Origin of the sequence: Thiomicrospira aerophila AL3 (assembly GCF_000227665.2) — a bacterium.
GTDB classification, from domain to species: Bacteria; Pseudomonadota; Gammaproteobacteria; order Thiomicrospirales; family Thiomicrospiraceae; genus Thiomicrospira; species Thiomicrospira aerophila.
In genome coordinates this window covers 1,588,972-1,613,366 of the sequence record NZ_CP007030.1, presented here as the reverse complement: position 1 = coordinate 1,613,366, position 24,395 = coordinate 1,588,972, and the positions used below count along the sequence as shown (strand labels likewise).

General features: G+C 43.9%; 19 protein-coding genes. 14 read left to right on the top strand and 5 right to left on the bottom strand.

Annotated features, from left to right (window positions below):
- Window positions 1-22: 22 nt before the first annotated feature.
- Complete coding sequence (gene dsbD / locus THIAE_RS07925; RefSeq protein ID WP_006460704.1) at window positions 23-2,329, bottom strand: protein-disulfide reductase DsbD; 2,307 nt, start codon at window positions 2,327-2,329, stop codon at window positions 23-25.
- 180 nt (window positions 2,330-2,509) lie between these two features.
- Here dsbD and THIAE_RS07920 point away from each other — a divergent pair, with 180 nt between their 5' ends.
- Together THIAE_RS07920 and THIAE_RS10860 are read left to right on the top strand one after the other, a co-directional pair.
- Window positions 2,510-3,061 carry an FxsA family protein gene (locus tag THIAE_RS07920; protein WP_006460702.1) on the top strand — a complete coding sequence of 184 codons (552 nt, stop codon included), beginning with the start codon at window positions 2,510-2,512 and terminating at the stop codon, window positions 3,059-3,061.
- Window positions 3,062-3,095: 34 nt separating this feature from the next.
- Window positions 3,096-3,497: a hypothetical protein gene (locus THIAE_RS10860; protein WP_006460700.1), complete on the top strand. Its 402-nt coding sequence runs from the start codon at window positions 3,096-3,098 to the stop codon at window positions 3,495-3,497.
- Window positions 3,498-3,503: 6 nt separating this feature from the next.
- Here the strand turns inward: THIAE_RS10860 and THIAE_RS07910 are convergent, their stop codons facing one another.
- Window positions 3,504-5,039, bottom strand: coding sequence for a class I SAM-dependent methyltransferase (locus tag THIAE_RS07910; protein WP_006460699.1), 1,536 nt, complete (start codon window positions 5,037-5,039; stop codon window positions 3,504-3,506).
- Window positions 5,040-5,263: 224 nt separating this feature from the next.
- On the opposite strand from THIAE_RS07910, the gene THIAE_RS07905 reads away from it, so the two are divergent.
- From THIAE_RS07905 to THIAE_RS07885, 5 genes are read left to right on the top strand one after another with little or no spacing between them, the layout of a single operon-like run.
- Window positions 5,264-6,163, top strand: coding sequence for an alpha/beta hydrolase (locus tag THIAE_RS07905; RefSeq protein ID WP_006460698.1), 900 nt, complete (start codon window positions 5,264-5,266; stop codon window positions 6,161-6,163).
- Complete coding sequence (locus tag THIAE_RS07900) at window positions 6,160-8,400, top strand: bifunctional diguanylate cyclase/phosphodiesterase (protein WP_006460697.1); 2,241 nt, start codon at window positions 6,160-6,162, stop codon at window positions 8,398-8,400. Before THIAE_RS07905 ends, THIAE_RS07900 begins: the two co-directional genes overlap by 4 nt.
- Window positions 8,401-8,453: 53 nt before the next feature.
- The gene (locus THIAE_RS10635; RefSeq protein ID WP_084332773.1) at window positions 8,454-12,992 is read left to right on the top strand and encodes a PAS domain-containing protein; all 4,539 of its coding nucleotides are present in this window, start codon (window positions 8,454-8,456) and stop codon (window positions 12,990-12,992) included.
- A gap of 22 nt (window positions 12,993-13,014) precedes the next feature.
- Complete coding sequence (locus THIAE_RS07890; protein ID WP_006460695.1) at window positions 13,015-13,923, top strand: diguanylate cyclase domain-containing protein; 909 nt, start codon at window positions 13,015-13,017, stop codon at window positions 13,921-13,923.
- Between the two features lie 24 nt (window positions 13,924-13,947).
- A complete protein-coding gene (locus tag THIAE_RS07885; protein WP_006460694.1) occupies window positions 13,948-14,577 on the top strand; it encodes a hypothetical protein in 630 nt (209 codons plus the stop codon).
- A gap of 9 nt (window positions 14,578-14,586) precedes the next feature.
- Here the strand turns inward: THIAE_RS07885 and THIAE_RS07880 are convergent, their stop codons facing one another.
- The 3 genes from THIAE_RS07880 to THIAE_RS07870 form a co-directional block, all read right to left on the bottom strand.
- The gene (locus THIAE_RS07880; protein ID WP_006460693.1) at window positions 14,587-15,162 is read right to left on the bottom strand and encodes a cupredoxin domain-containing protein; all 576 of its coding nucleotides are present in this window, start codon (window positions 15,160-15,162) and stop codon (window positions 14,587-14,589) included.
- A gap of 23 nt (window positions 15,163-15,185) precedes the next feature.
- Entirely contained in the window at window positions 15,186-16,019 is an 834-nt protein-coding gene (locus THIAE_RS07875; protein WP_006460692.1) for a copper resistance protein B, read from the bottom strand.
- Between the two features lie 132 nt (window positions 16,020-16,151).
- Window positions 16,152-17,954 (bottom strand): copper resistance system multicopper oxidase, encoded by a 1,803-nt coding sequence (locus THIAE_RS07870; RefSeq protein ID WP_006460691.1) that lies wholly within the window; start codon window positions 17,952-17,954, stop codon window positions 16,152-16,154.
- Window positions 17,955-18,112: 158 nt separating this feature from the next.
- Here THIAE_RS07870 and THIAE_RS07865 point away from each other — a divergent pair, with 158 nt between their 5' ends.
- The 7 genes from THIAE_RS07865 to THIAE_RS10755 all read left to right on the top strand — a co-directional run bounded on the left by THIAE_RS07865 (window position 18,113) and on the right by THIAE_RS10755 (window position 24,378).
- Window positions 18,113-18,790 (top strand): heavy metal response regulator transcription factor, encoded by a 678-nt coding sequence (locus THIAE_RS07865; RefSeq protein WP_006460690.1) that lies wholly within the window; start codon window positions 18,113-18,115, stop codon window positions 18,788-18,790.
- Window positions 18,791-18,833: 43 nt separating this feature from the next.
- On the top strand, window positions 18,834-19,190 hold the full coding sequence (locus tag THIAE_RS07860) for a type II toxin-antitoxin system RelE/ParE family toxin (RefSeq protein ID WP_006460689.1): 357 nt from the start codon (window positions 18,834-18,836) through the stop codon (window positions 19,188-19,190).
- Window positions 19,183-19,458 (top strand): helix-turn-helix domain-containing protein, encoded by a 276-nt coding sequence (locus tag THIAE_RS07855; RefSeq protein ID WP_006460688.1) that lies wholly within the window; start codon window positions 19,183-19,185, stop codon window positions 19,456-19,458. The genes THIAE_RS07860 and THIAE_RS07855 overlap by 8 nt, the downstream gene beginning before the upstream one ends.
- Window positions 19,459-19,471: 13 nt before the next feature.
- Window positions 19,472-20,812, top strand: coding sequence for a heavy metal sensor histidine kinase (locus THIAE_RS07850; RefSeq protein WP_006460687.1), 1,341 nt, complete (start codon window positions 19,472-19,474; stop codon window positions 20,810-20,812).
- 38 nt (window positions 20,813-20,850) lie between these two features.
- The gene (locus THIAE_RS07845) at window positions 20,851-21,504 is read left to right on the top strand and encodes an oxygen-insensitive NAD(P)H-dependent nitroreductase NfsB (protein ID WP_006460686.1); all 654 of its coding nucleotides are present in this window, start codon (window positions 20,851-20,853) and stop codon (window positions 21,502-21,504) included.
- Between the two features lie 77 nt (window positions 21,505-21,581).
- Window positions 21,582-22,223: a histidine phosphatase family protein gene (locus tag THIAE_RS07840; RefSeq protein WP_006460685.1), complete on the top strand. Its 642-nt coding sequence runs from the start codon at window positions 21,582-21,584 to the stop codon at window positions 22,221-22,223.
- 1 nt (window position 22,224) lies between these two features.
- Window positions 22,225-24,378 carry a putative bifunctional diguanylate cyclase/phosphodiesterase gene (locus THIAE_RS10755; RefSeq protein WP_006460684.1) on the top strand — a complete coding sequence of 718 codons (2,154 nt, stop codon included), beginning with the start codon at window positions 22,225-22,227 and terminating at the stop codon, window positions 24,376-24,378.
- Window positions 24,379-24,395 lie beyond the last annotated feature (17 nt).

The following is a 24,395-nucleotide window of genomic DNA, read 5'->3' as shown; positions in this document are numbered from 1 at the left end:
CTGCTGGTATGGTTGTTACAAACTAGCGACCGAGTGCGGCATCAATAGTCGCTTTAAACTCAGTGGCATTTTTAAAGCCGACGACACGTTGACCTCGCTGTTCAACACCTGCTGGATTGTAAAATAGGATGGCAGGTGGTCCCACAATACCCAGTTCACGCATCAGTGCGCGATGGTCAGCTGTATTGGCGGTGACATCCGCTTTTAAGAGCACCACCCCGTCTAGCGCGGCTTGAACTTGTGGGTCACTAAAGGTGAAACGTTCCATTTCGATACAGCTTACACACCAGTCAGCATAAAAATCGAGCATGACCGGTTGACCTTGACCCACGCGTGCCTGGAGCTCTTCAATACTATTGATATATTCGAACTTAAGCTCCGCTTGTTGTTGCGCAGCGGTGCCACCACCCTGGAAGACTTTGAGCGGTTGGAGCAGGTCGCGTGATCCGCCTGCTAAACCAATAATAATCACAAAGCCGGTAACAAGGAGTGATAATCCAAGACCTTTCCAAAGTTTATGCCAGTTGGATTTGTCGCCAATGGGTTCGAGTGCCCCCATGTAGATAGCAGCAACAATTAGCAGCAGTGCCCAACCAATCATGCTGATCCAGCCGGGTAGTACGCGGTCTGCTAACCATAGCGCCACAGCCAGTAATAGCACACCAAACACGGCTTTGACAGTATTCATCCAAGCGCCAGCGCGTGGGAGTAATTTGCCTGCCGAGGCCCCTAGGAGCAATAATGGCACACCCATACCTAAACTCATCGCAAATAGGGCTAAGCCACCTAGAACGGCATCACCTGTTTGACCAATATAGATCAGTGCACCGGCAAGAGGTGGCGCTACGCATGGCCCAACAATTAAGGCCGACAAAAAGCCCATAATGGCAACACCGGTAAGTGAGCCACCTTTTTGCTTGTTAGACAATTGGGTAATTTTACTTTGCAAGCTCGATGGCAGTTGGATTTCATAGAATCCAAACATAGACAGTGCCAGCAGGACAAAAATAATCGCAAAGGTGCCGAGTACCCATGGGTTTTGTAATGCAGCTTGTAAATTTGCACCAAATATGCCGGCTAATACCCCGGCAATGGTGTAAGCCAGTGCCATAGATAATACAAACACTAACGAGATAATAAAGCCTTTGCGAGCGGTAATGTTTTGATTGCCCTGGCCAACAATAATACTCGATAGAATCGGTATCATTGGGAATACACAGGGGGTGAAAGACAGCAGTAATCCGAAAATAAAGAAGGTCAGCACGACAATCCAAAGATTGGCGTTCATTAGTGTATTGGTAATACGATCTGCTTCCGACATTTGTGACGGGTCAGTAGGCGGCGCGCTAGTTAAACTAGACACCGTGCTTGGCATTGCAGACGCTGCACCGGCCGCTGCAATACTTGCCGCTGAAGCCGTACCAAATGTCGCTGGATCTAAATTAATTTGTCTGGTTTCAGGGGGGTAACATACACCCACATCAGCGCACCCTTGGTAACCAATTTCCACCACAACCGGACCTTGCAAGTCAGTGATGGTAATGTCTGCGGTAGCTTGACCATAATAAACCTCAACCTGACCAAATAACGGATCATCTTTCATTAAGCCAGCCGGCGTAACTACTCCTTGAATGGTAGCTTGACCTGACACGATAGTGGCACTGATTTTGTCACGGTACAAATAATAGCCATCGGCCATATTCCAATTAGCAAGCAGTTGGCCTTCGCCATTTTGACGGTAAGAAAATGCAAAAGCTTGGTCAACATCAAGCAGACCTGTATCGGTTAACCCCGTTTGACTCGCTAAAAAGTCATTGAGCGCACGCAGTGAACTGATTTCGTTGGGTAAACTGGCGGTTGCGGCACTGGTGCTAGAAACGGTTGCTTGGGCAGGTAGGTTTACTGCGACTTGTTGAGTTTGAGGCGGATAGCAGACTCCAAATTCTTCTGCACAACCTTGATAACGAATGGTCAGTGTGGCTTGTTGTGCTTGTCCTTGATAGGGAACGCGTAAAGTAAAATCTTTATCGTAAATTTTGACCTGGCCAAAAAAGGGATCGTTTTTATCTTTGGCGGGCGGAAACTGAATGGCTTGAAGTTGGATATCAGCTGATTCAACCCCCAGTCTATCCTGATACAGATAGTATCCTGGTGCAACTTGCCAGCTAATAGCCAGTTGACCATCAATGACTTGCACCGGTTGTAAGCGGAACGCATCGTCCGGGTCAAGCAGGTCATCACTTGCCTTTAACGGCAACGCGGTAATGATCAGGGCTAGAATGAGCGTTAACAGCGTTAGGGGATGACGTAAGTAGTGCCAAACCTTCATAGGGTATCCTTTTATCGTTGTTATTTTTATAAATTTTGTTTCAGATTCTACCAAACCTTACGTTGAAAAGTTAATCTCTATCAAGAAAGGTTTGTGAAGGTGGTTTTTTTGCACCTTTAACTTTTTTTAATGGCTAAAAAGTGGGAAACTGATAAAAATTAACTTTTAAAAGTAGGTCTTATGTTTCTTTACATGTTTTTGATTTTTATTGTGACGCCCTTAATGGAGTTATACATTCTTATTGAGTTGGGCGGTGCAATCGGTGCGTTACCAACAATTTTGATGATTATTGCTACGGCTGCATTGGGCGGCATTTTAATGAAATACCAAGGCGTGCAATTGGTTAAGCAGGCGCAGCGTCAAATGGCGCAAGGTCAAATGCCCCAGCAAGCGGCACTTGAAGGGACCCTTATTTTCATTGGCGGCATTATCTTATTTTTGCCAGGCCTGGTTACCGATGTGATAGGTTTGTTATTGCTGATTCCGCCAATTAGAGCAAAAGTTGCCCAATTTTGGTTGCTGCGCGGCGCTAAGCGCTATGCGTCCCAGCAATATCACTATACCGTTGATGCCGAGTGGCAGTCTCGTGACCCGATTACTGGGCATATTAAGTATCATCGTGTACATCAGGAGGGGCCGGTCGAAAATCAAGATACTAATAAGGACAACAACAAAAATCCTAATGTAATTGAAGGTGAGTGGCGAGATGATGACTCAAAAAAACATCAATAAAAAATAACAACATAAGCTACTTTTGGAGGATGTTATGAAAAAAAATACAGTAAGAAAACAAAACTCAAGATTTGAAGGTCGGCTGGTAGCTGGCCTAGTAGCATGGCCACTTGCATTCGCCACTATGACTGGCGTTGTCGTACAAGCTAGTGAGCATAATAGTGACATGAAGCCCAGCGTTTCAGATACTTCAGCGGCTACGACACCCCTGGTCATTCAGATCGAATCGGTCGTGATGGGCACGGATGGTCAAATGCGCGTTAGGGTGAATGGTCAGTATTTGACTCGCCATAGTGAACGAGATGGTATTCGTGTGTTAGATATGAATTATGACCAGGTGCAGGTTCAAGCGCAGGGGCAAACTTTTTGGTTAAAACCTCATCACACCCTAACGCTTGAAAACCTCGAACCCACAGAAAATAAAGTTGAGAACTAATTTAACCTAGTGAATACCTAATGCTTGGTAGAGCTTGAGTGGCTCGTCGAGAAAAAACTCGACCTGCTTAGCAAGCTCTGCCAAGTTTTCTGCGTCTGTTTCGAGCCATTGGCCGTTTCGATGCAGTTTTACACCGCGCTGCTTGAGCAGCCCCCAAGCAAAAGGTGCAATCGCTTCAGGTGTTTGATGACCAAAGCGCATAGCTAATAAAAATAGCATCTCGTAGCCTTGAATATCAATGCCGCCACCTGTTACCGGACTGGCCAGCACGGTAATATCGTCGCGTCCGCGCGCTTTTTTCAACAAAAATAGATTTAACTTATCGGTTTTAAGTTTCGCCTGAGCAATCTCTTCGGGTGCTTGTGCCAATTGTAGCGTTTGTTTTCCGGTTAAAATCATCATGGCTTGCATCACTTTATCCATGCCAATCCCGAGTGGTTGCATGGCTTGCAGTAGCTCACCGAGTTTTTTAGGCTGATAATCAGCAAAGAAATCTAAAATCGGGCCATAGGTTTCAGCTTTGAGTTTTACTGGCCCAAGCATGCCATTGACACTCAGCTCGACTTCGTCACGTAATTCTGTCAGTACCAGTTGCAGGCCAAAAAGAGCTTCCATCTGCTCAAATTTATCCAGGCGTTTCGGGCCTTTAATCCAAAGGTCTTTGCGGAATTGTTGGTTCATGCAGATATCGCGAACGGTTTCACGAAATAACGGATTAGTTTGATCCGCAATCATCGCTTCTTCAGCCTCGGTAATATTAATCGCATTGACTTGGTCGAGGGTGTTGGCCGAGCAGACATAGTCTAATTTAATCGGACTAAGCCAACTATGCATGTCTGAAAAATGCATCGGCGTCCAATCATCACTGAAATATTCATGAGCCAAATACTGCGCATTTTGAGATTTGACCAAATCGAAGGTTTTACGCAATTGTGGGTTGGCTTGTAAGTAGGCGGGATTGGTAGCAAGGAGTTGGTCAACAAAGTCGAAGGCTTGGCCAATTTTATTAACCGAGTTGTCGCCGCTAACCGTCATGGTGTGGGCGTATTGGTTAAGTAGATGGCGAATAGGCATCATGGTTGCCCAACCATTAGGGGTGTTGTAACTGATATAGAGCACACCGCCTAGCTTGAGTTTGCGGCCAATAAAATCGACCAATATTTTGCGGTTTTCATCGGACACCCAAGCCCAAATACCATGCAAAGCAATAAAATCAAACTCGGGTAAATCATCACGTTGGGCAAACTCGGCAAAGGATTGATCATATAAGCAGGCCTGGTTGTCGCAGGCATGGCTCATATCTTGCGCAAAGCCGGCTTGAGTTGGGCTAAAGTCAGTACCAAACCAACGCGTTTGGCTAGCGGCGGCGTGAATATTAACACTGACCCCTTGCCCAAAACCTAATTCGCAGGCATTGAGCTGTTCGGGAGGGGCCACGCCGGCATCGAGCAGCGCTAAGCGAATTTGTAATGGATTGAGTTCTTTAAAATAACCGAATGTGTAGTCAACATCAGCTGCGTAGCCGGCACTCCAGTTTGCCATGGGTATCTTCCTTAGTATTTAAATCGTTAAGTTCATCAGCATTTTGAACTGAAAAACACTTGTAAACAACGAAAATAGACTTAATTTTCTCAAATGAATAATAAGATGCTGATAATATTACATCTTGAATATAATGAATTTTTTGGGTTTTTACTTTTATGGGTATAAGTAATTTTTATAAATCAGTTGTTCTTAATTCTTGTTCAATCCTCAGGGCGTGACTGATGGCAGCTAAGTTAAGACTTGTGATGATTGTTTTGGCTTTATGGCCGGTTAGCCAATATGCCAAGGCTAACATTGTTTATCTTGAATCGCAGCCAGGTTTCTTTTTGCAGGCGAAGTTTGTCGAGCCCGTTGTTGAAGATAAAAATCTTGCGGTATTAGTTCTGCATGGTTTTTTAACCACAAATAATTTTCATACCATAAATAGTTTAATGGCCGCACTCAATGACCAAGGTATTGCTGCCTTAGCACCGAATCTGAGTTACGGGATTAGTGCACGTCAGGCTTCGATGAGTTGTAATAGTTTGCATACTCATACACTTGAGGATAATAGGGCCGAAATTGACCTATGGCTAGATTGGCTGGTTGAACAGGGTTATCGAAATATAGTGTTACTTGGCCATTCAAGTGGCAGTCAATATATTATTTTTAGTCAGGCGACTGAGCCCCATTCAGCCGTAGTACAACTTATTCTGACCAGTATGTTTTATTTTGGCGATGAGGATATTGGCACCAAACAAGAAGACTTGCAAAGGGCACGTTATTTGATGTTGATGGATAATCCGAACCCCGCGCTTTTTAGTCTTATGTTTTGTGAAAAGGATTATTTTGCAACACCGGCAAGTTTTTTATCCTACATCCAGTTAACGAGGGCGCAGACAGCCGCCTACATGCAAATGATTAAAGTGCCCGTTGAGGTCGTTATGGGGGGCGAAGATGAGATTTTGCATAAAATTAAACCAGGTTGGCTTGATGAAATGCGTTCAGCGCATGCTAATGTTCAGCTTATCGAAGGTGCAAATCATTTTTTTTCAAGCCTTTATGAATTTGATTTACAAGAAAGAATCGCAGACATCTTAAAACAAGTGCGTGAACGTATTAATAACGAGTCTGATGAATGACAAAGCTTTCTCACTTTAAACCGATTAAAGCAAAATGGCATATGTTGATTTTCTTGTCAGTGTCATTAGGTGTCTATTTGTTTATGTTTGGGTATCTTTACACCAGTGCTCAACAGGTTAAAGCTCAGGCAGCAGAGCAGGTAGCCTATGCAGCAGAGCGAGAGCTAAAACATCATTTAGAGCAATTTATTCTGCAAGCAGAGCAACGTGTCACTGAATTAGCCGACTGGGATGAAGTCCATCAACAACTCAACCAATCACGTTATTATTTTTTTTGGCGTAACCAACGGTTAAAAGATTCGCAATATTGGCGCTTCTATTTTAATGATCTTGATTTATATGCAGCCAATGGCCAGCAGCTGATTCAAAAAGGGCCTAATGATCCTGACTCGCAATTTTTGCCGTCGTTGGTGCCTGATGAATTAACTGCTTTTCAACTGGAAGGTCAAAGTATTGATTACCGCTTATTTGTGCCAGTCGTACAACGACAATCTGATAGTACGCTGGGTTTTGTTGGGATTAATCTAAGCTTTTTAAGTTGGCTACAGCAACAGCAACAGTTTCAATATATCGATAGAAACAGCCTAAAAGCGGAATCTTATCAAGGCAATCGGCTGGTTTTAGCCGCTGATTTATTAGCGAACCCAAGTGAATTTATTGCGTTTGATGTCATTGATAATCCCGTTGATAATTTTTTATGGGCATTAATCCAAGAATTTATCTTTTATGTTTTGGTTTATGCGGTGGTTGTCGCGATACTGTTCATTATTTTCTTTAGGTTTAGTCTTGTTTTACCACTTGAGAGCATAAGCAGTTATCTCGTTGAATTAAAAAACAAGCCAGGTGAGGTAGTGCAGCCAGCGAAGCACTATCTCGTCAGCGAGTTTGAGGATCTGCAAGAATCACTCTTTGGTTATAATCAAGCATTATTAACCGCGAAAAAAGAGCTTAATTATCAGCATGAGCGTTACTCAAAACAATCTCGAATAGATGCACTTTCAGGATTATTAAATAGATTTTCTTTTGATGAGATGCTGCAGCAGCTCTGTAACTCTGGGCAGTCAAGCAACCAAACTGTTGGTTTTATTCTGGTGGACTGTGATTATTTTAAAGCCATTAATGATAGCTATGGCCTTGAAGTAGGTGATAAGGTTATTAAGTGTACCGCTCAAGCTTTAAAGAAATCTTTACCTGCGCATGCCACTATTTTTAGAATCGGGGGGGATGAATTTGCAGCGATTTTAAATGTCGATACGGCAGAAACCCTAAAAGACCTTGCTCAAAATGTATTTGAATCCTTGCAAGCTTTACCTTTGCAAGAATTGGGCATCCAAGAGCGCGTCACCTTTAGCTTGGGGTTAAGCATTAGTGCGCAATATCAAACCTTGCAAAACTTACTAAAGCATGCCGATATTGCACTTTATAAGTCCAAGCATTCGTTACACGACAAGGTGCAATTGTTTGCAGATGATGAGCTCTCAGCTGCTAAAACATTGATGTCTAATAGACAGGTTGGCGTTATTTTACAAGCCTTGCAAACAGGTGAGGGCATTGAAATGCATCTACAGCCTGTGGTGAATGTTGAGGGCAAAGTGAATTATTTTGAAGCTTTGGTAAGAATAAAAAAATCAGGAATGCTCATTTTTCCAGGTGAGATTTTTAATGTTGTTAATCATCGACATCTTGATATAGACCTGGATAAACAGGTTATCAAAGCCATTACGCAATTGTTTATTGAGGGCAAACTCAAAAAAGGCCAAGGCTTGTCTTTTAATATTTCGCCAGACTCATTACTTCAGTTGAATTTAGAGCGAGAGTTAGCTGTGTTAGCTCAGTTTACTCAAGATTATAAAATTATTGTTGAAATTACTGAAACCAGTCTAATCCGTAATATGGAGTTGGTGACTTTAAAGCTTAATGCCTTGCGAGAGATAGGGTTTTTGGTTGCTCTGGATGATTTTGGCAGTGGCTATTCCTCAATTCGTTATTTGGCCAATATGCCAGTAGATATCGTTAAATTTGATATGACCTTAACCAGAGCTTTGGAGTTAGATGATAAAACCAAAGGGATTATTCAAGCCACCGCAAAAATGATTCGCGAAGCCGGCTATCAGTTAGTTATGGAGGGTATTGAAACTCAAGCGCAGTTTATTGCTGCACAAGATGCAGGCGCAACAGCTTTTCAAGGCTATTTATTTGGTAAACCTCAGCTACCTGTTGAACTTTCTGAAGATTGATTGTGTTAGCAATTAAGACTTGCAAGGCTAATCAAAACTAACCATTGGAGCTAATGATGTTTTTTCCACAACTAGCGACTATTGCTACTAAAGAAGTCGTGACTCTGGTTGAGCATGCATCTATTCAAGATGCACTGGATTTGATGAGCAAGACGAAGTTGAGGGATTTGGTCATCATTAGCGAACAAGGTTTGCGAATGATCACGACGCGCGAATTGGTTACTTTTCGTTTAGAGGCGATTGATTTTAAAAAACCCTTATCCCAATGCTCATTGCAGTTCGTAAAATGTTTGCCTGAGTCGGCGAGTTTATTTGATGGTTTGGCGGCTTTAAAAGAGAGTGCATTTGAGTATTTATGTTTGTTGGATTCAAATGGGACCCTTTCAGGTATTGTTAGTTATTCCGACATCGCAGCGCATTTAGATCCAGAGCATTTGTCAAAGTTTAAAAAACTGGCTGATATCATCAATATTGCTGATTATCTAATCTTAACCTGTCAGAGCAGTTTGAAAGAGGTGCTGCTTGCTTTACGAGAGCATCAGCAAACCGCAGCCATTATTGAGGGGCATCCGCAGGGTTATGGAATTGTTACCCAGCAAGATATCACAGATGCCTTGGCGCAAAATGTTGCTGAATCGACTTCAGTAGATAGGTTTATGAGCTGTCCGATCGTGACACTGCCAGCCGATACTTCGTTGCAGTCAGCACTTGCCTTTAGCCGAGAGAAAAAGCTTAAACGAATCATTGTTATTGAAAATGAGAAGATTGTTGGTTTGCTGCATCAAAAAGATTTAGTAGCAATGGTTTATGAAAATTGGCGGAATCTTTTATCTGAGCAGCAGCGAAACTTGCAAGCTGAACGTGCTTTATTCAAGAAAGGCCCAGTAGTCGTTTTGGTGTGGCAAGCGATAGATAACTGGCCAGTTTCGTTTGTGTCTGAAAACCTCGAGGAGATTCTGGGTTATTCAACAGACTTTTTTAAAAAACCGGGTAATGGTCTGCTTAATATTGTTCACCCGGAAGATATTCAAGCGCTCAAATCTGAGATGCAGGAGGCCATAACTCAACAGGTAGCATGCGTTCAGCAAACCTACCGCATTCTTGATAATCAGGGGCAATCGCGTTGGTTCTATTTTTATGCTAGCCCTTACTTTGATGGCAATGTGAATCTAGTGCATGGTTATTTACTTGATCAAACCGAGCAAGTTGAGTTAAAGCTTGCTGCCCAACATGCTCAGGGAAAGCTTGAGCTCGCTTTGGAAGCCTCTTCAACAGGCATGTGGGTTTGGGACATGGTAACCAATCATATTGAATGGTCTGATCAGGCTTATCTTCAGCTAGGTTATCAACCACAAGCCTTCCCAATTGATCTTGATCGGTTTAATAAGCTAATTCACCCGGATGATTTATCTGAGATGCTTGGTGCTGTGCAAGCGCAGATTAAGGTTAACAAGACTTTTAATGTCAGGTTTCGTTGCAAAAATAATGCCGGCGGATGGACCTGGATACAGGGGCGCGGACGGGTGACCAAATCAAATGAACAAGGTGAACCGATTCAGATGATGGGCGTGCATTTAGATATCGATCAGGTGATGCATGCCGAACAGGCACTTAAGTTGCAAAAAAACCGTCTGGAAAACATTATCTGGGGCACAGATGTGGGCACTTGGGAGTGGAATGTCCAAACGGGCCAAACTATTTTTAATGAACAATGGGCTGCAATTATTGGCTATCAACTTGATGAACTTGAACCTACAACGATTGAAACTTGGTTACATTTTGCACACCAAGATGACCTAATCGAATCACAAAATTCTCTGCAAGCACATTTTGAGGGTATAACTAAGCATTATGAAGTTGAAGCGAGAATGCGACACAAGGAAGGTCATTGGGTTTGGGTTTTAGATCGCGGTAAAGTGGTGTCATGGACTGCTGACGGTAAGCCTGAATGGATGGCCGGAACGCATCAAGATATTACACAGCAAAAACAAATGCAGTTGGATCTGCTGAAGTCAAAAGAGAGTTTAAATCGGGCGCAAAAAACGGCCAGTTTAGGTAATTGGGAGCTGGATCTTGTCAAAAATGAACTTTTTTGGTCTGATGAGGTATTTCGAATTTTTGAAGTGGATCCGGCAAAACACTCAGCCAGTTTAGAAGCATTTTATCTAACGACCCATCCAGATGATCGGCGCCTAGTGAATGATGCTTATGAAGCGTCGGTTAAAAATAAGCAAGCCTATGAAATTGAGCATAGATTATTAATGTCGGATGGTCGTATTAAATGGGTGCGGGAAAAATCCCATCACCTTGTTAATGAAGCGGGTAACATCATCAAGTCACTGGGTACAGTGCAAGATATCACAACCCAAAAACAAGTGGAATTTGCACTAGAAGAGCAAAAAGAGCTTTATTTGAATCTGGTTGAGAACCATCCATACTTTATCAATCGATTTTTGCCTGACACTACTACACTTTATTGCAATCAAACCATGGCTGATTTTTTTGGTGTGGCTACTCAAGATATGATTGGAACACGCTGGATTACAACCTTGCCAGAGGAATTACAAGTTCAGGCTATGCAAGCTTTACACGCCTGCAGTCCTTCTAGTCCACTTAGCGAGAATATTAATCAGGTGTTTGATGCTCAAGGACGTGCGAGGTCGATTAAATGGACAACACACGGCTTTTTTGATGCACAAGGAAGGATTAAATATTATCAGTCTGTGGGTCAGGATATCACTGAGCAATTAGATCTCGAGATATCATTAAAAGAAGCCAAGCAACAAGCTGAGGCCTCTAGTCTGGCAAAATCAGCGTTTTTGGCCAACATGAGTCATGAGATTCGTACCCCGATGAATGGCATTATCGGTTTAAGTGAGTTGGCATTACAAGAGCAAAGTGTCTCTAAATTACATGAAAAACTGAACAAAATTCATCGGTCCGGTCGTTTGTTGTTAGGTGTCATTAACGATGTTTTAGATTTTTCAAAAATTGAAGCTGGCAAACTTGAATTACAAACGGATGCTTTTTCGATACACCATGTCGTTGATGATATTTCACATCTGTTTATGACGGGTGTGCAAGATGGACAGGTGCAATTTATGCTTGACGACTCGGCCATGGTGCATAGTCATTTTTGTGCCGATGAGTTAAGGCTTCGTCAAGTTTTGTTAAACCTGTTGGGTAATGCCTTTAAGTTTACCGAACAGGGCATTGTTAAACTGACAATAAGTGAACATAACGATGAACAAGGGCAGGCCTGGTTAGACTTTATCGTCAGTGATACGGGGCTAGGCATTTCAAAACAGCAGCAAACCGCTATTTTTGAACCTTTTCAACAAGCGGATACGAGTATCACTAGACAGTATGGTGGGACGGGTTTAGGTTTAGTGATCAGTCAACGTTTAGTGTCTTTAATGGATGGAGTCGGCATTCACTTAGAGTCCGATTTAGGTGAAGGCAGTAAGTTTAGTTTTAGCATACCCGTTCAACTTGCTAATGCCGAGTTGGTTAAATCAATAAACCCAATACATCATGAGCCCCACCTTAATGAAGAGTTTAATGGTCAAGTTTTATTGGTTGAGGATAATGAGATTAATCAAGAAGTCATTCTTAATCAACTTGATCATTTAAATCTTGATGTGGTGTTGGCTGAAAATGGCCAACAGGCCGTTGATCTTGTCCGCGAGCACCGTTTTGATTTAATCCTAATGGATATTCAAATGCCGATTATGGATGGATATCAAGCCACCAGAGCCATTCGCGAGTTTGATAGCGATACGCCTATTGTGGCGCTTACCGCTGCGGCCATGATTGAGGATAAGAAAAAAGCCTTAGCAGCGGGCATGAATGAGCACCTCAGCAAACCTATCCAACTGCAGGAGTTACGGTCTCTTATTGGTCGCTATTTATCCTTAAGTGACGCTGTGATAAAACAGCGTGGTGTTTCTGCTAAGCCATTCACTTCAGAAAATAAGCAACAGCTTATTAATCGTGATCGTGGGCTAGAGCAACTTGGTGGCAATCTGCCGTTGTATGAAAAGCTATTGAAACAGTTGGGTCATGATTTAAATGACAAATATCAAGCGCTGCCGGATCGATTGGCGAATTTAATTAACAATGAAACTGCGCAAACCACAGAATGGCAAGCGATAGAAAGTCTGGTACACAGTTTAAAAGGCGTAGCTGGAAATTTGGCGGCAGATTTACTCTTTATTATTTGCGAGCAACTTCAGCCATTACTGAGGCAACAACAGAAACCTGAGCCAGGCCTAGTGACGGCCTTTAGAACAGCGTTTAATGAAACATATGAACTGATAGCGGCTCAAATATCGACCTCGCCAAAGATATTGTTAAATGAGCCTGATAACATTGTTGATAAATTTAATATTGAAGTATTAAAAAATTTAGCTGCACGGATCAGTAAAAACGAATATATTGATGATGTTGAGTTAGTAGAAATATCTACAAGAATACCTAAAGAACTGCGGCCATTATGGCATAACATTGAACGTCATCTTGAAGCCTTTGACTTTGAACAGGCTCTAGTTGTGCTTAATAATTTAATGGCTGAGTTTAAACGGTATAACTAAATTTCATAAAAAGGCTTTAAACGTGTTTGACGAAAATAAACCGAGTGTCTTGATTGTAGATGATGAACCAACCAATGCAAAGATTCTTGCGAATGGTTTGAAGGATGACTATCAGATTATGATAGTTAACTCAGGTAAAAAAGCACTTGAGTTTGTAAAGGCTAATCCTAAGTTAGACATTATTTTGCTTGATATTATGATGCCCGATGTTGATGGTTATGAAGTGTGTAGTCGACTTAAAAGTGATGAAGCTACTGCGGCTATACCGATCGTTTTTGTCAGCGCGCTTAACCAAGCCACTGATGAAGAAAAAGGTCTTAATCTTGGCGCTGTTGATTATATTAGTAAGCCTTTTCATTTGGCGATTGTTAAGGCACGAGTCAAGAACCACATCTCGCTGAAACGAAAAAATGATTTATTGGCAGAAATGTCCCATCTTGACGTTCTCACTCATATTGCCAATCGTCGACAATTTGATGAAACCTTGGTACGTGAAAGTCTTCGTTTAATGAGAAGTAGTGCGCCACTAAGTTTGATTATGTTGGACATAGATTTTTTTAAACAATTCAACGACTTTTATGGGCATGGGTTAGGTGATTTGTGTTTGGAAAAGGTGGCCAAAGCTTTTAACTCAGTTATTAAGCGCCCCGGTGACTTACTAGCAAGATACGGTGGCGAAGAATTTGCTGTGATTCTACCTGAAACTGATAAAGCTGGAGCAGAGGTCGTGGCGCAGGGGCTAATTGAATCGGTCGCTGCTTTGCAAATTAAGCATGAACGCTCAGAAGTTGCGAGTTATGTTACAGTCAGCGCAGGTGTGTCTTCCGATACTATTGAGTCTGTAGATGAAGCGCTAGAATTATTAAAGCGGGCAGATGTAGCGCTTTATCAAGCTAAAAAGCAGGGTAAAAATCGTTTTGTAACGATATAATAATAATTTTTGATTGGGTTTGTTATGGACGATTTTAAGTACGGTAAAAAAGTTGTTGAGTTTTGGCAGGTTACGGGTGAGGTGTTAGGTAGTAACAAATTTAGCGAAACCTATGTTTCTTCTAGTGGTGGCGGGCCGAATTATGCGCCCTCAATTCATTCAGAAACGGTAACGAATCATGAGTTTTGGATTAAAACCGAAGAGGGTCTTGAAAAAGACATAAAGTTGCGTGGCATTGATGTGCCGTTGCGGGTCGGTCAGAAAATAACCCTTGTTTCAGCTGGTTTAAAAGGCAAGGATAATGGTTGGTATAGCTTGTTAATAAATCATAGCGCAGGTAAACACTGGTTTATTAACAATGGCGTGGACTTAAACAATAAATTAAAATTAGAAAAATATACCGGCATAGCCTTATTGTGGGCTTTAATTATTTATCTTGGCGTTGCAGTTTATACCATGCCTATGAATATCGCTAATTTTGAAATTACGCATTTGGAGTGGTACCTATCCTATGCGAATCTACAAATGGCGACAACAGCGGCTACGGCCTATTTAGTGTTGGCGTTTTTTTGGAAACGATCTAAAAAAGTACGCGTGGCTAAAAAGTTAAAACAGCACCTTGAGGATATAGCTCAAGATGCTTATAAAGTGTAGAAGTAATTTTCAGTTGCTGACAAGAATTTTTCCAATCATTCCGGCTTCATAATGGCCGGGTTCTAGGCAGCCGTAATAATAGGTGCCGGGTTGATCGAAATGCCAAATCACCGCGCCACGTTGTCGTGGGTTTAGGCTAATCATATTCGGTTCAGTGTGATCCATGTGCGGATGATATTTCATCATCTCAGCATGTTCTTTGAGTTCGTCAAGCGTACCCATTACAAACTCATGTTTTAACTGTCCCATATTGCGCACAAAAAACCGTACCGTATCACCGACCTTAATCTCTAACTGGTCCGGTGAAAATCGCATATCGTCTGTCATGTCTATTTGAATGGTGCGTGTGACTTCATTGGCCTGACCTTGACGGCCAATTTTGGTGGTGTGATCCATGCCATGATGGTGTTGATGGCCTTGGTGTCCATGATTGCCGTGCGACCCATGATTACCATGACCGTGATGATGGCCGCCGCCGTTGCCACCATGACCGCCATGACCATGATTATGTGCCCAACTAGCGGCAGGTAATAAAGCCAAGGCACTGGCGCCAAATATAAATTGTCTGCGTGATAGATTTTTCATGATAATTCTCCTAGTGTTGTTTATTAAAACCAAAAACTAATCCCCGCCACCCATTGAGTTGAAGCGGTTGACTGTTGATTTGCCTTGGCCATATCGGCCGTTTCGCCGAATTTTTGTTGCCATTTGACGCCAATATAGGGCGCAAATTCCGGTTTAATGTGATACTTCAAACGCAAAGCCGCGCTCACGTCTGCCAGGCCTGCCCCTTCGTTAAAATCCTGATCTTTACTGCTAAACGCCTTGGCTTCGAGTTTGGGTTCCAGTTCTAAATCCTGGGTAAATAACAACTCGCGCTTCACTTCTACCTTAGCCGCTACACGGGCATCGCTGTCGATAAAGGCTTTAGCGGTGACTTCAAACATATAAGGCGCTAAACCCTGCACCCCGGCCGCTAGCCATTGTCGATCTTTGTGGCCATGATCAAAACGCACCCCAAGCAAACTATCCCAATAGGCCGCATAGGCATGTGACCAATACAACTCGGTATGAGCATTTAGGTCACCTTCTTTAATGTGGCCTTCGCTGTGCAGCGCGAATTTGTTGTAATCGCGGCCAATCCACGCTTGCAATTTATAGGCGGTATATTCGTGATCAGCATCAAACACCCGCTCCAAATGATCAACAATAAAGGCTTTATAAATATGCTGATCCATCAAATGCAAACGTTGCAAATCCCTGTCGTTAAAACGCAGACCATTCGAATAAGCATGGGGATCACGCGCATCCTCCGGCGCTTTACCGCCTTGCATCGAACTATGATCGTGTCCGGCATGCGGATCGGACGACCAGGCCTGGTGACTGATGCCGAATCCCATCACGCCGATTAAGGCGAGGGGTAGCAGTTTTTTATTGCTCATATTCGTATTCCTTTCTTATTTTGGCTATATAGGTGCGTAGCCTTGTGCTCCAGCGACGCCTCTTTTTTCGCAGAAAAAAGCCGAAGGAGTCGGGGCACAAGGCGAAAGCACCCTCGCAAACAAGCACGTCATTTAAGACACCACCACTTCTCTAAACATGCCGGTATCCATGTGATACATAATGTGGCAATGCCACACCCAACGACCCAACGCATCCGCCGTGACTAGAAACGAAATACGTTGTGCGGGTTGTACCGAGACCGTGTGTTTTCTCACCAAAAACTCGCCCTCTGGAGACTCCAGCTCACTCCACATACCGTGTAGATGCATCGGATGGGTCATCATGGTGTCGTTGTGCATAATCACCCGAATGCGCTCGCCAAAGGCAAAATGGCTCGGTTCGGATTTTCCATACTCCAGACCATCAATCGACCAGGTATAGCGATGCATATTGCCGGTTAGATGCAACACAATCTCACGCTCAGGCCCACGAGGATCAAGTGGCCCATCCAGGGTTTTTAAATCGGCATAGGTCAAAACCCGACGACCGTTATTGCGCAGACCAATTCCCGGATCATCTAAATTGGTACGCGGGGTATCCACACGCATATCGACACTGGCACCATAGGCCGTGCGGGCGTGATGTACCCGTGTTGAAGGCTTGGCTAATGAATCATCAGCCATGGCATGATGACCGTGATGCCCATGGTGTGCGTGATGACCTGGATGATCAGCATGATCGCCGTGCCCCGCATGCCCTGCATGTGCACTGTGATCCATCGCTCCCATCATGTCTTTGTCGACCAGCCATTCCACTTTATCCATTTCAGGCACCGGTGCGGTCAAACCTTCACGAGCCGCCAGTGTTCCAAGTGAGACACCACTGCGATCTATCGACTGCGCAAACAAGGTATAAGCCTGTTGTTTTGGCTCGACAATCACATCATAGGTTTCGCCCGGTCCAAAACGAAATTCATCTACCGCTACCGGTTGTACATTCTGCCCATCCGCTTGCACCACACTCATCACTAGGCCGGGTATCCGCACATCAAAATAGGTCGCTGCCGAAGCATTGATATAACGCAAGCGCACTTTTTCACCCGGTTTAAACAGCGTTGTCCAGTTATGATCAGGGTGCAGACCATTGGTTAAAAAGGTATAGGTATAACCGGTGATATCGGCCAAATCGGTCGGCGACATGCGCATCTGTTGCCACATCTGGCGTTTTTGCATCGCGCCTCGGAAACCGAGTTCGCGCACATCACGCCAAAAATCCAGCACAGTCGGTTCATTACGATTGTAATAGTGGCCTTTGATTTTCAACTTTTCGATAATGCGGTGCGGGTCTTCATCCGTCCAATCGGACAGTAATACGATGTCCTCACGGTCATACGCCATCGGATCAGGTTGAATCGGGTCGATAATAATCGCGCCGTACATGCCTTGCTGCTCTTGCATGCCGGAATGCGAGTGATACCAGTAGGTGCCGGATTGTTCGAGCGTGAACGAATAGGTAAAGGTTTCGCCCGGCTTAATACCGTCAAAACTCACCCCCGGCACGCCATCCATATCAAACGGCAAAATCAAACCATGCCAATGAATAGAGGTATCCACATTTAAACGGTTGGTAACCCGAATGGTGACGGTTTCACCCTCTTGCCAACGTAAAGTGGGCGCAGGCAGCGAGCCGTTAATCGTAATCGCGCGACGATCACGACCGGTGTAATTACCCCGGGTTTCATCCACCACCAAATCAATATTGTGGCCTTTGATTTCAGGAGGTGTGCCGAGTTTCGCCCAATTAAGTTCGGATACACGACGCGAATGGCCGTGCGCATGAGCCGATGCAGCCTGAGTCGGCATCCAAGGTGCCAAGGCGACTGTCAAACTAGACGCAGCCCCGGCCTGTAAAAATTGACGACGTGTTAAAGCCATGTTGAACCCCTTTATCTGCGAACTATCTTGAATACAGTTGCAGTATAAAAAAGCGGCGATAACCTAAAGCTGACAGTCGGATTACAAATTTGTAATCTAAGTCTGTTCCAATCTGTCGTTATAATGTCGAGAATGGACAAAACCCTAGGCAATTAACCATGAAAATTCTGCTGGTTGAAGACGAAACAAAAACAGGTGATTATCTTAAGCAGGGCTTGAGTGAGGCGGGCTTTAATGTCAGTTTGGCGCGCAATGGTTTGGATGGTTTGCACTTGGCGTTGGAAGAGGAATTTGATCTGGCGATTATGGATATTATGTTGCCGGGTTTAGACGGTTGGCAGTTATTGCAAACCCTGCGCCAACAGGGCAAAAGCTGGCCGGTGTTATTGCTGACAGCGCGTGATCAAGTGGAGGATCGGGTTAAGGGCTTGGAACTCGGCGCGGATGATTATCTGATTAAACCCTTTGCTTTTGCTGAACTACTCGCACGAGTTCGTGCCTTATCGCGTCGTGGCACAGCGCCCATTCAACAACATTTAAGCTGTGCGGATTTAGCCATGGATTTGGTGGCACACAAGGTCAGCCGCCAGCAACAACGCATTGATTTAACCGCTAAAGAATTTGCCTTGCTGGAACTGCTATTACGTCGTCAGGGCGAGGTGTTGCCGCGCACCTTAATCGCCTCTCAGGTGTGGGATATGAATTTTGACAGCGATACCAATGTGGTTGAAGTGGCGATTCGCCGTTTACGTGCCAAAATCGACGAACCCTTTGAACCCAAGCTGATTCATACCGTGCGCGGCATGGGTTATAAACTTGAAGCACCCCATAGCTAATTCTAACCTTCTTAAAAGTTAACCTGTATGTTAACATTGTTTTATGAAAGAAATTCATTTCTACCGAACAGAATCTGGCAACAGTCCTGTTGAAGATTTTTTGGACTCGCTTAATGCCAAACAAGCCCAAAAAGTCATTTGGGTGCTTCAACTTATCGAAGAAATAGAGCAGGTGCCTGTTCAATATTTCAAAAAACTAGTGAACACTGATGATCTTTGGGAAGTTCGAGTTCAGGTTGGAAGTAACATTTTTCGACTGCTTGGGTTTTTAGAAGGTGACAACCTAGTCATTTTGAATCATGGGTTTCAGAAGAAAACCCAGAAAACACCGAAAAAAGAAATCTTACTCGCCGAAACACGAAAAAAAGATTACCTAAAAAGGAAACAGTGCTATGAGTGACTTAAAAAAATATATCAGCCAGCGTCAAGCAAAAGATGCCGCATTTAATGACGGTTTTGAAGAAGGGTATCAAACTTTTAAGATAGGTGTCATGCTTCGCCAAGCACGCGAAGAATCGGGGTTGACGCAAGACGATCTTGCCGAACGATTAAATACAAAAAAATCGGCGATTTCTCGAATAGAAAATCATGCAGAAGACATCAAGCTTTCAACCTTAGAAAAATTTGCTGCTGTTTTAGGTCGAAAACTTGAAATTTCGATTTCTTAATTAAGTCAAAACCATGAATCTGTCGATTGCCAGTCGGTTAATTGGATTTTTTACCCTGATCAGTCTGTTGGTGTTGGTGTTGTTGGGTGGCTTGTTGGCGCACACGGTGCAGCACCATTTTGATGAAATGGATTTGGCCGAGTTGCAAACCAAACAACAGCAAATCCGGCTCTATACCGAAAACAATCAGCTCGACCAAGCTGAACTGATCGCGCAACTTAACCATCTATTGCCGCGCGAAGCCGGTTGGCATTATTTGTTGTTTAATCAACATACCCTGCGCTATAGCAGCATTGATTCCCCCCATCTGTTCACGCCTGACGATTTTAACGCCAACCAGTTGCAACGCATTATGCTGGAAAACCAAGCCTATGTTAGTTGGTTTGCTCCAGCGGCAGACAACCAGGCCTGGTGGGTGATTAGCCTCAAAAACATCGACCACCATGAGCATTTTATGCAGATGTTTATCCAACTGTTATTGGTCGGTTCTTTGATTGCCTTGCTGGTCATGGTGGGCTTGGGTTGGTGGATGGTTCGCCAAGGCCTTCGTCCGCTTAAACACTTTAGCCAACTGGCCACCAAGGTGTCAGGACAACACCTGACCGAACGCCTGGATATCAACACCCTGCCGACAGAGCTGCAACCACTGGGGCAAGCCTTTAATGCCATGCTGGATCGGCTAGAAAATGCATTTCAACGGCTGTCACAATTTTCGGCTGACCTGGCGCACGAGTTCCGCACCCCGATTAATAATCTGATGATGCAAAGCCAAGTTGCGCTCAGCCAACCACGTGATAAAGCGGATTATCAAGATATTCTGGTGTCGAATATTGAAGAGTTTGAACGCTTGGCACGGATGGTCAACGACATGCTGTTGCTGGCCAAAACCGATCAAGGATTGGATATTGAAACGCAGCCTGTTGAACTGCAAGCGCTATGCCGTCAATTAATCGACTATTTTGAATTGCCTGCCGCCGAACGCCACATCCACTTTGATTTGCAAGGTCAAGGCACAGTAAAGGGCAATGGTGAACTGCTTAGACGTGCATTGGCCAATATACTCGGCAACGCGGTTCGGCATGCGTATAGCAATTCCACCATTCAAATTCGACTTAAACAAACCAAAAACCAACTTGAAATAAAGATTTGCAACCAGGGCGAAACCATCCCTGCCGAGCACTTAAATAAGTTATTTGAACGTTTTTATCGCGTCGAATCCGCACGTCCACACCAAGGCGGATCGGGTTTAGGGCTGGCGATCAGCCGCGCTATTATTCTGGTTCACCAGGGTACAATTCACGCCACATCTCAGGACAATCATACCTGTTTTCATATTAGTCTAAATAAGCTATAGTGCTTTTAAATTTTAGTTTTTAGTTAACGGGAAAATTGATGAATATTATTGAGACTGCGCAAAGGCGCTACTCGACCAAAAAGTTTGATTCAACTCGCCTACTCTCACCGCAACAAGTAGTGGATGTCAAAGCACTATTGCGTTTAAGTCCTTCTAGCGTCAACTCTCAACCTTGGTATTTCGTTATTGCTCAGACACAGCAAGGCAAGGCACGGATAGCCAAAGCGGCTAGTGGGCCGTATGTCGCGAATGAAAGCAAGATACTGGAGGCCTCGTTATCGGTGGTGTTCTGTGTTAAAACTGATTTCACCGACGACTATTTGGAGTCCTTGCTGGGGCAAGAGCAGCAGGATGGTCGGATTGACTCCGAAGAGATGAAAGCCAAGGTTAGAAAAGTACGCGCATTTTATGCCGATTTGCATCGAGTTGAGTGGCACGATACCCAGTGTTGGATGGAAAAACAAGTTTACCTCAATATCGGCGCGTTTTTATTAGGTGTCGGCGCGATGGGGTTGGATGCGGTACCGATTGAAGGGGTGGATACCGCGATTTTGGATGCCGAGTTTGGCTTAACCGAACAAGGCTATAAAGCCTTGGCGGTGGTTGCGGTAGGTTACCAAGCCGAGAACGATTTTAACGCCAAACTGCCCAAATCACGTTGGCCGGAATCAGTAATAATGATGGATGCGTAATTTTATTTATCTGTGTACAATCAAAAGATAGTTAGGGTATTAATTGCTGATTCTTTGACATTGGTTTGGGGGGATAGATGAAAAAAGTGATTCAGTTGTTGGTGTTGAGTATTGGTTTGATTTTTTTCCCGGCTCATGCTGATGATGAATTTAAGGATATCGTTACCGCAACACCGGCTCTAATCGAACAGCTCAGGCAAGGTGGTTATGTCATTTATATGCGTCACGGCAAAACCGATACGTCTATTCCTGATCAAGTGCCAATTGACTTAAGTGACTGTGCTACCCAGCGCCCTTTAACCACCGAGGGCAAAGCCGAACTGGCACAAATTGGCGGTTTTTTTAAACAGCTTGCGATTCCTTACAATGCCGTATTAGCCAGCCCGCTCTGTCGTGCAGTGGAAACCGCCAAGATTGTTTTTGACCCATCACGGGTCGATGTGGAAATCAATTTGCAGTATACAGCTGCCTTAACCACTGCACAAAAACAGCCGATTATTCAAACAACCTTTGAACTTTTGTCCAAGCCGGTTGCTGCTGGAACCAATCGCGTGCTGGTCGCCCATGGTCCGAATCTCGTTGAAATGATGAAGTATTTTCCACCAGAAGGATCACTGGTATTTTTTCGTCCGTTAGATGCTAGCGGCTTTGAATATATAGGCACCATTACACCCGATGATTGGCCTGCCTTGTTAACACAAATGGGGTTCACACCTTAAAATGAAAGCCAGTCGCACCATATTGCTGTTGTTTTTTTGGCCGGTACTCTCGGTGGTGTTGGTCGCCATTGCTATCGGCTATTGGTCGCTGACTTCACTGAAATCGCAGTATGCTGACAACCATCAAAAACAACTTGGCGACCTGCAAGTTGTCCAGCAGGCAGCGATCTTTAGTGGCGAAATAGGGCGTATTCATCAGCGTGTAGCGGGGGCAATTGATGCGGCTTATAAAGGTGACTTGTCTGACGTGCAACTGTATTTTTTGCATGCAAGTATTGTTGACGAGCTTGAGCTACTAAATAAAAAAGTTAATGATTTAGCTAATTCAGAATTGTTACACGAAGTGAATCACGGCAGTGTTATTGCGTTGCAAGAAAACTTTCATCAATATCGACGTTTTATTATTATGGCAACCGATATTATTGCCATTGACCCCAATGTTGCCAGTGGTTATGTGCAGCGTGCGCAGGAAAATTTTGTGCAATTTTCGCTTTACACCCAACGTATTACCAATCTATTAGCGCAGCGTGCAGAAGCCCGAAGCAATGAAGGCTTTGATACCCAGGAACAATTTTTTTTGAGTGTGGTGCTGATTGGCCTGATCGGTTTATTGTTGATGTTTTTGTTGGCCTTATTTTCAGCAGGCCTGGTGAGTCGAAAAATGTTGGTGATCGCTGATGCCTTGAGTGTGATGGCGCGCAATGATCATCAAGTGCAAATTCCGATGCCGCAGATCGAACGAATGCAGCAAACGTCTAATGGCGAATTTGGCCGCATCGCCACCGCCCTGTTAAGCTTTCGTGATGCGATTGCACGACGCAAACAGGCCGAAGCTGAGGCTTTTCAGCTGGCATTTTATGATCCTTTAACCAAGTTGCCCAATCGTCGGTTGCTGACGGAGCGTTTAAATCATTCAATGATGGTTAACGAGCGCAGTGGGCAACATGGCGCGTTACTTTATTTTGATTTGGACCACTTTAAAACCATTAACGATGCACATGGCCATAAGACTGGTGATCAGCTGTTAATTGAGGTAGCTAAACGCTTGAAAAGTTGTTTGCGCGATGTGGATAATTTAGCCCGTGTCGGTGGCGATGAGTTTGTGGTTACGCTTGAAACCTTAGGTAGCCAAAGTCGCCATGCGGCCAATAAAGTAGAACAGGTTGCAGAACTGATTCGTGAACAGCTCAATCAGCCCTATGAAATAGAGGGGGCACGTTATTTTACGTCACCGAGTGTTGGAGTAGTGATTTTTCAAGGCTTGACTGAGACAACCGATGATTTGCTGAAACATGCCGAAACCGCCATGTATGGAGCCAAGTCAACGGATCGCAACAGCATTAGTTTTTATGACCCATCAATCCAAAAAGAAGTTGAACAGCGTGCTACTTTAGAAACTCAGTTGCATGAGGCGATTGAACAAAATCAGCTCGAACTTTACTATCAGCTACAAGTAGACGAGCATAAAAACCCAATTGGCGCAGAAGCCTTAATTCGTTGGCATCACCCCCAGCGTGGTCAGGTGTCGCCTGCTGATTTTATTCCCCTAGCCGAGGAAACAGGTCAAATTAAAGCCATGGGTCGTTGGGTAATTGAAAAAGCTTGTGAGCAGCTGCGTGATTGGCAAAACCAGGCGCATCTGAGTAATTTAATTTTGGCGATTAATGTCAGTGCTAAGCAGTTTAAAGAACCCAATTTTGTTGATCAGGTTTCACAAAATATTCAGCGTTATGGTATTCATGCTGGACGGCTTAAAATCGAATTAACTGAAAGTACAATTATTGACAATATCGAAGAAACGGTTTTAAAAATGCGTCAACTGCGTGAGTTGGGTGTCAAATTTTCACTCGATGATTTTGGAACCGGCTATTCTTCATTACAATACCTAAAGCGCCTGCCGCTGGATCAAATTAAAATTGATCAAACCTTTGTGCGTGATATTGTACAAGACCCCGACGATGTCACCATTGTCAAAACCATTATTGCGATGAGTCAATCACTCGGTTTGGATGTCATTGCTGAAGGAGTTGAAACCCAAGAACAACGTGATATTCTATTAGCCAATGGTTGCCATCATTACCAAGGCTATTTCTTTGGCAGACCTTGCCCTGTCGAGCAATTTAGTGCTGATTTAGTTGGTCGGTTGGCCGTTTAATTTGTTTTTGCTTAATG

Coding starts and splice junctions, on each gene's coding strand:
- THIAE_RS10755 (WP_006460684.1), top strand. CDS start 22,225: ATGAAAGCCAGTCGCACCATATTGCTGTTGTTTTTTTGGCCGGTACTC.
- THIAE_RS10635 (WP_084332773.1), top strand. CDS start 8,454: ATGATGTTTTTTCCACAACTAGCGACTATTGCTACTAAAGAAGTCGTG.
- THIAE_RS07885 (WP_006460694.1), top strand. CDS start 13,948: ATGGACGATTTTAAGTACGGTAAAAAAGTTGTTGAGTTTTGGCAGGTT.
- THIAE_RS07865 (WP_006460690.1), top strand. CDS start 18,113: ATGAAAATTCTGCTGGTTGAAGACGAAACAAAAACAGGTGATTATCTT.
- THIAE_RS10860 (WP_006460700.1), top strand. CDS start 3,096: ATGAAAAAAAATACAGTAAGAAAACAAAACTCAAGATTTGAAGGTCGG.
- THIAE_RS07845 (WP_006460686.1), top strand. CDS start 20,851: ATGAATATTATTGAGACTGCGCAAAGGCGCTACTCGACCAAAAAGTTT.
- THIAE_RS07860 (WP_006460689.1), top strand. CDS start 18,834: ATGAAAGAAATTCATTTCTACCGAACAGAATCTGGCAACAGTCCTGTT.
- THIAE_RS07905 (WP_006460698.1), top strand. CDS start 5,264: ATGGCAGCTAAGTTAAGACTTGTGATGATTGTTTTGGCTTTATGGCCG.
- THIAE_RS07850 (WP_006460687.1), top strand. CDS start 19,472: ATGAATCTGTCGATTGCCAGTCGGTTAATTGGATTTTTTACCCTGATC.
- dsbD (WP_006460704.1), bottom strand. CDS start 2,329: ATGAAGGTTTGGCACTACTTACGTCATCCCCTAACGCTGTTAACGCTC.
- THIAE_RS07875 (WP_006460692.1), bottom strand. CDS start 16,019: ATGAGCAATAAAAAACTGCTACCCCTCGCCTTAATCGGCGTGATGGGA.
- THIAE_RS07900 (WP_006460697.1), top strand. CDS start 6,160: ATGACAAAGCTTTCTCACTTTAAACCGATTAAAGCAAAATGGCATATG.
- THIAE_RS07910 (WP_006460699.1), bottom strand. CDS start 5,039: ATGGCAAACTGGAGTGCCGGCTACGCAGCTGATGTTGACTACACATTC.
- THIAE_RS07870 (WP_006460691.1), bottom strand. CDS start 17,954: ATGGCTTTAACACGTCGTCAATTTTTACAGGCCGGGGCTGCGTCTAGT.
- THIAE_RS07855 (WP_006460688.1), top strand. CDS start 19,183: ATGAGTGACTTAAAAAAATATATCAGCCAGCGTCAAGCAAAAGATGCC.
- THIAE_RS07840 (WP_006460685.1), top strand. CDS start 21,582: ATGAAAAAAGTGATTCAGTTGTTGGTGTTGAGTATTGGTTTGATTTTT.
- THIAE_RS07920 (WP_006460702.1), top strand. CDS start 2,510: ATGTTTCTTTACATGTTTTTGATTTTTATTGTGACGCCCTTAATGGAG.
- THIAE_RS07880 (WP_006460693.1), bottom strand. CDS start 15,162: ATGAAAAATCTATCACGCAGACAATTTATATTTGGCGCCAGTGCCTTG.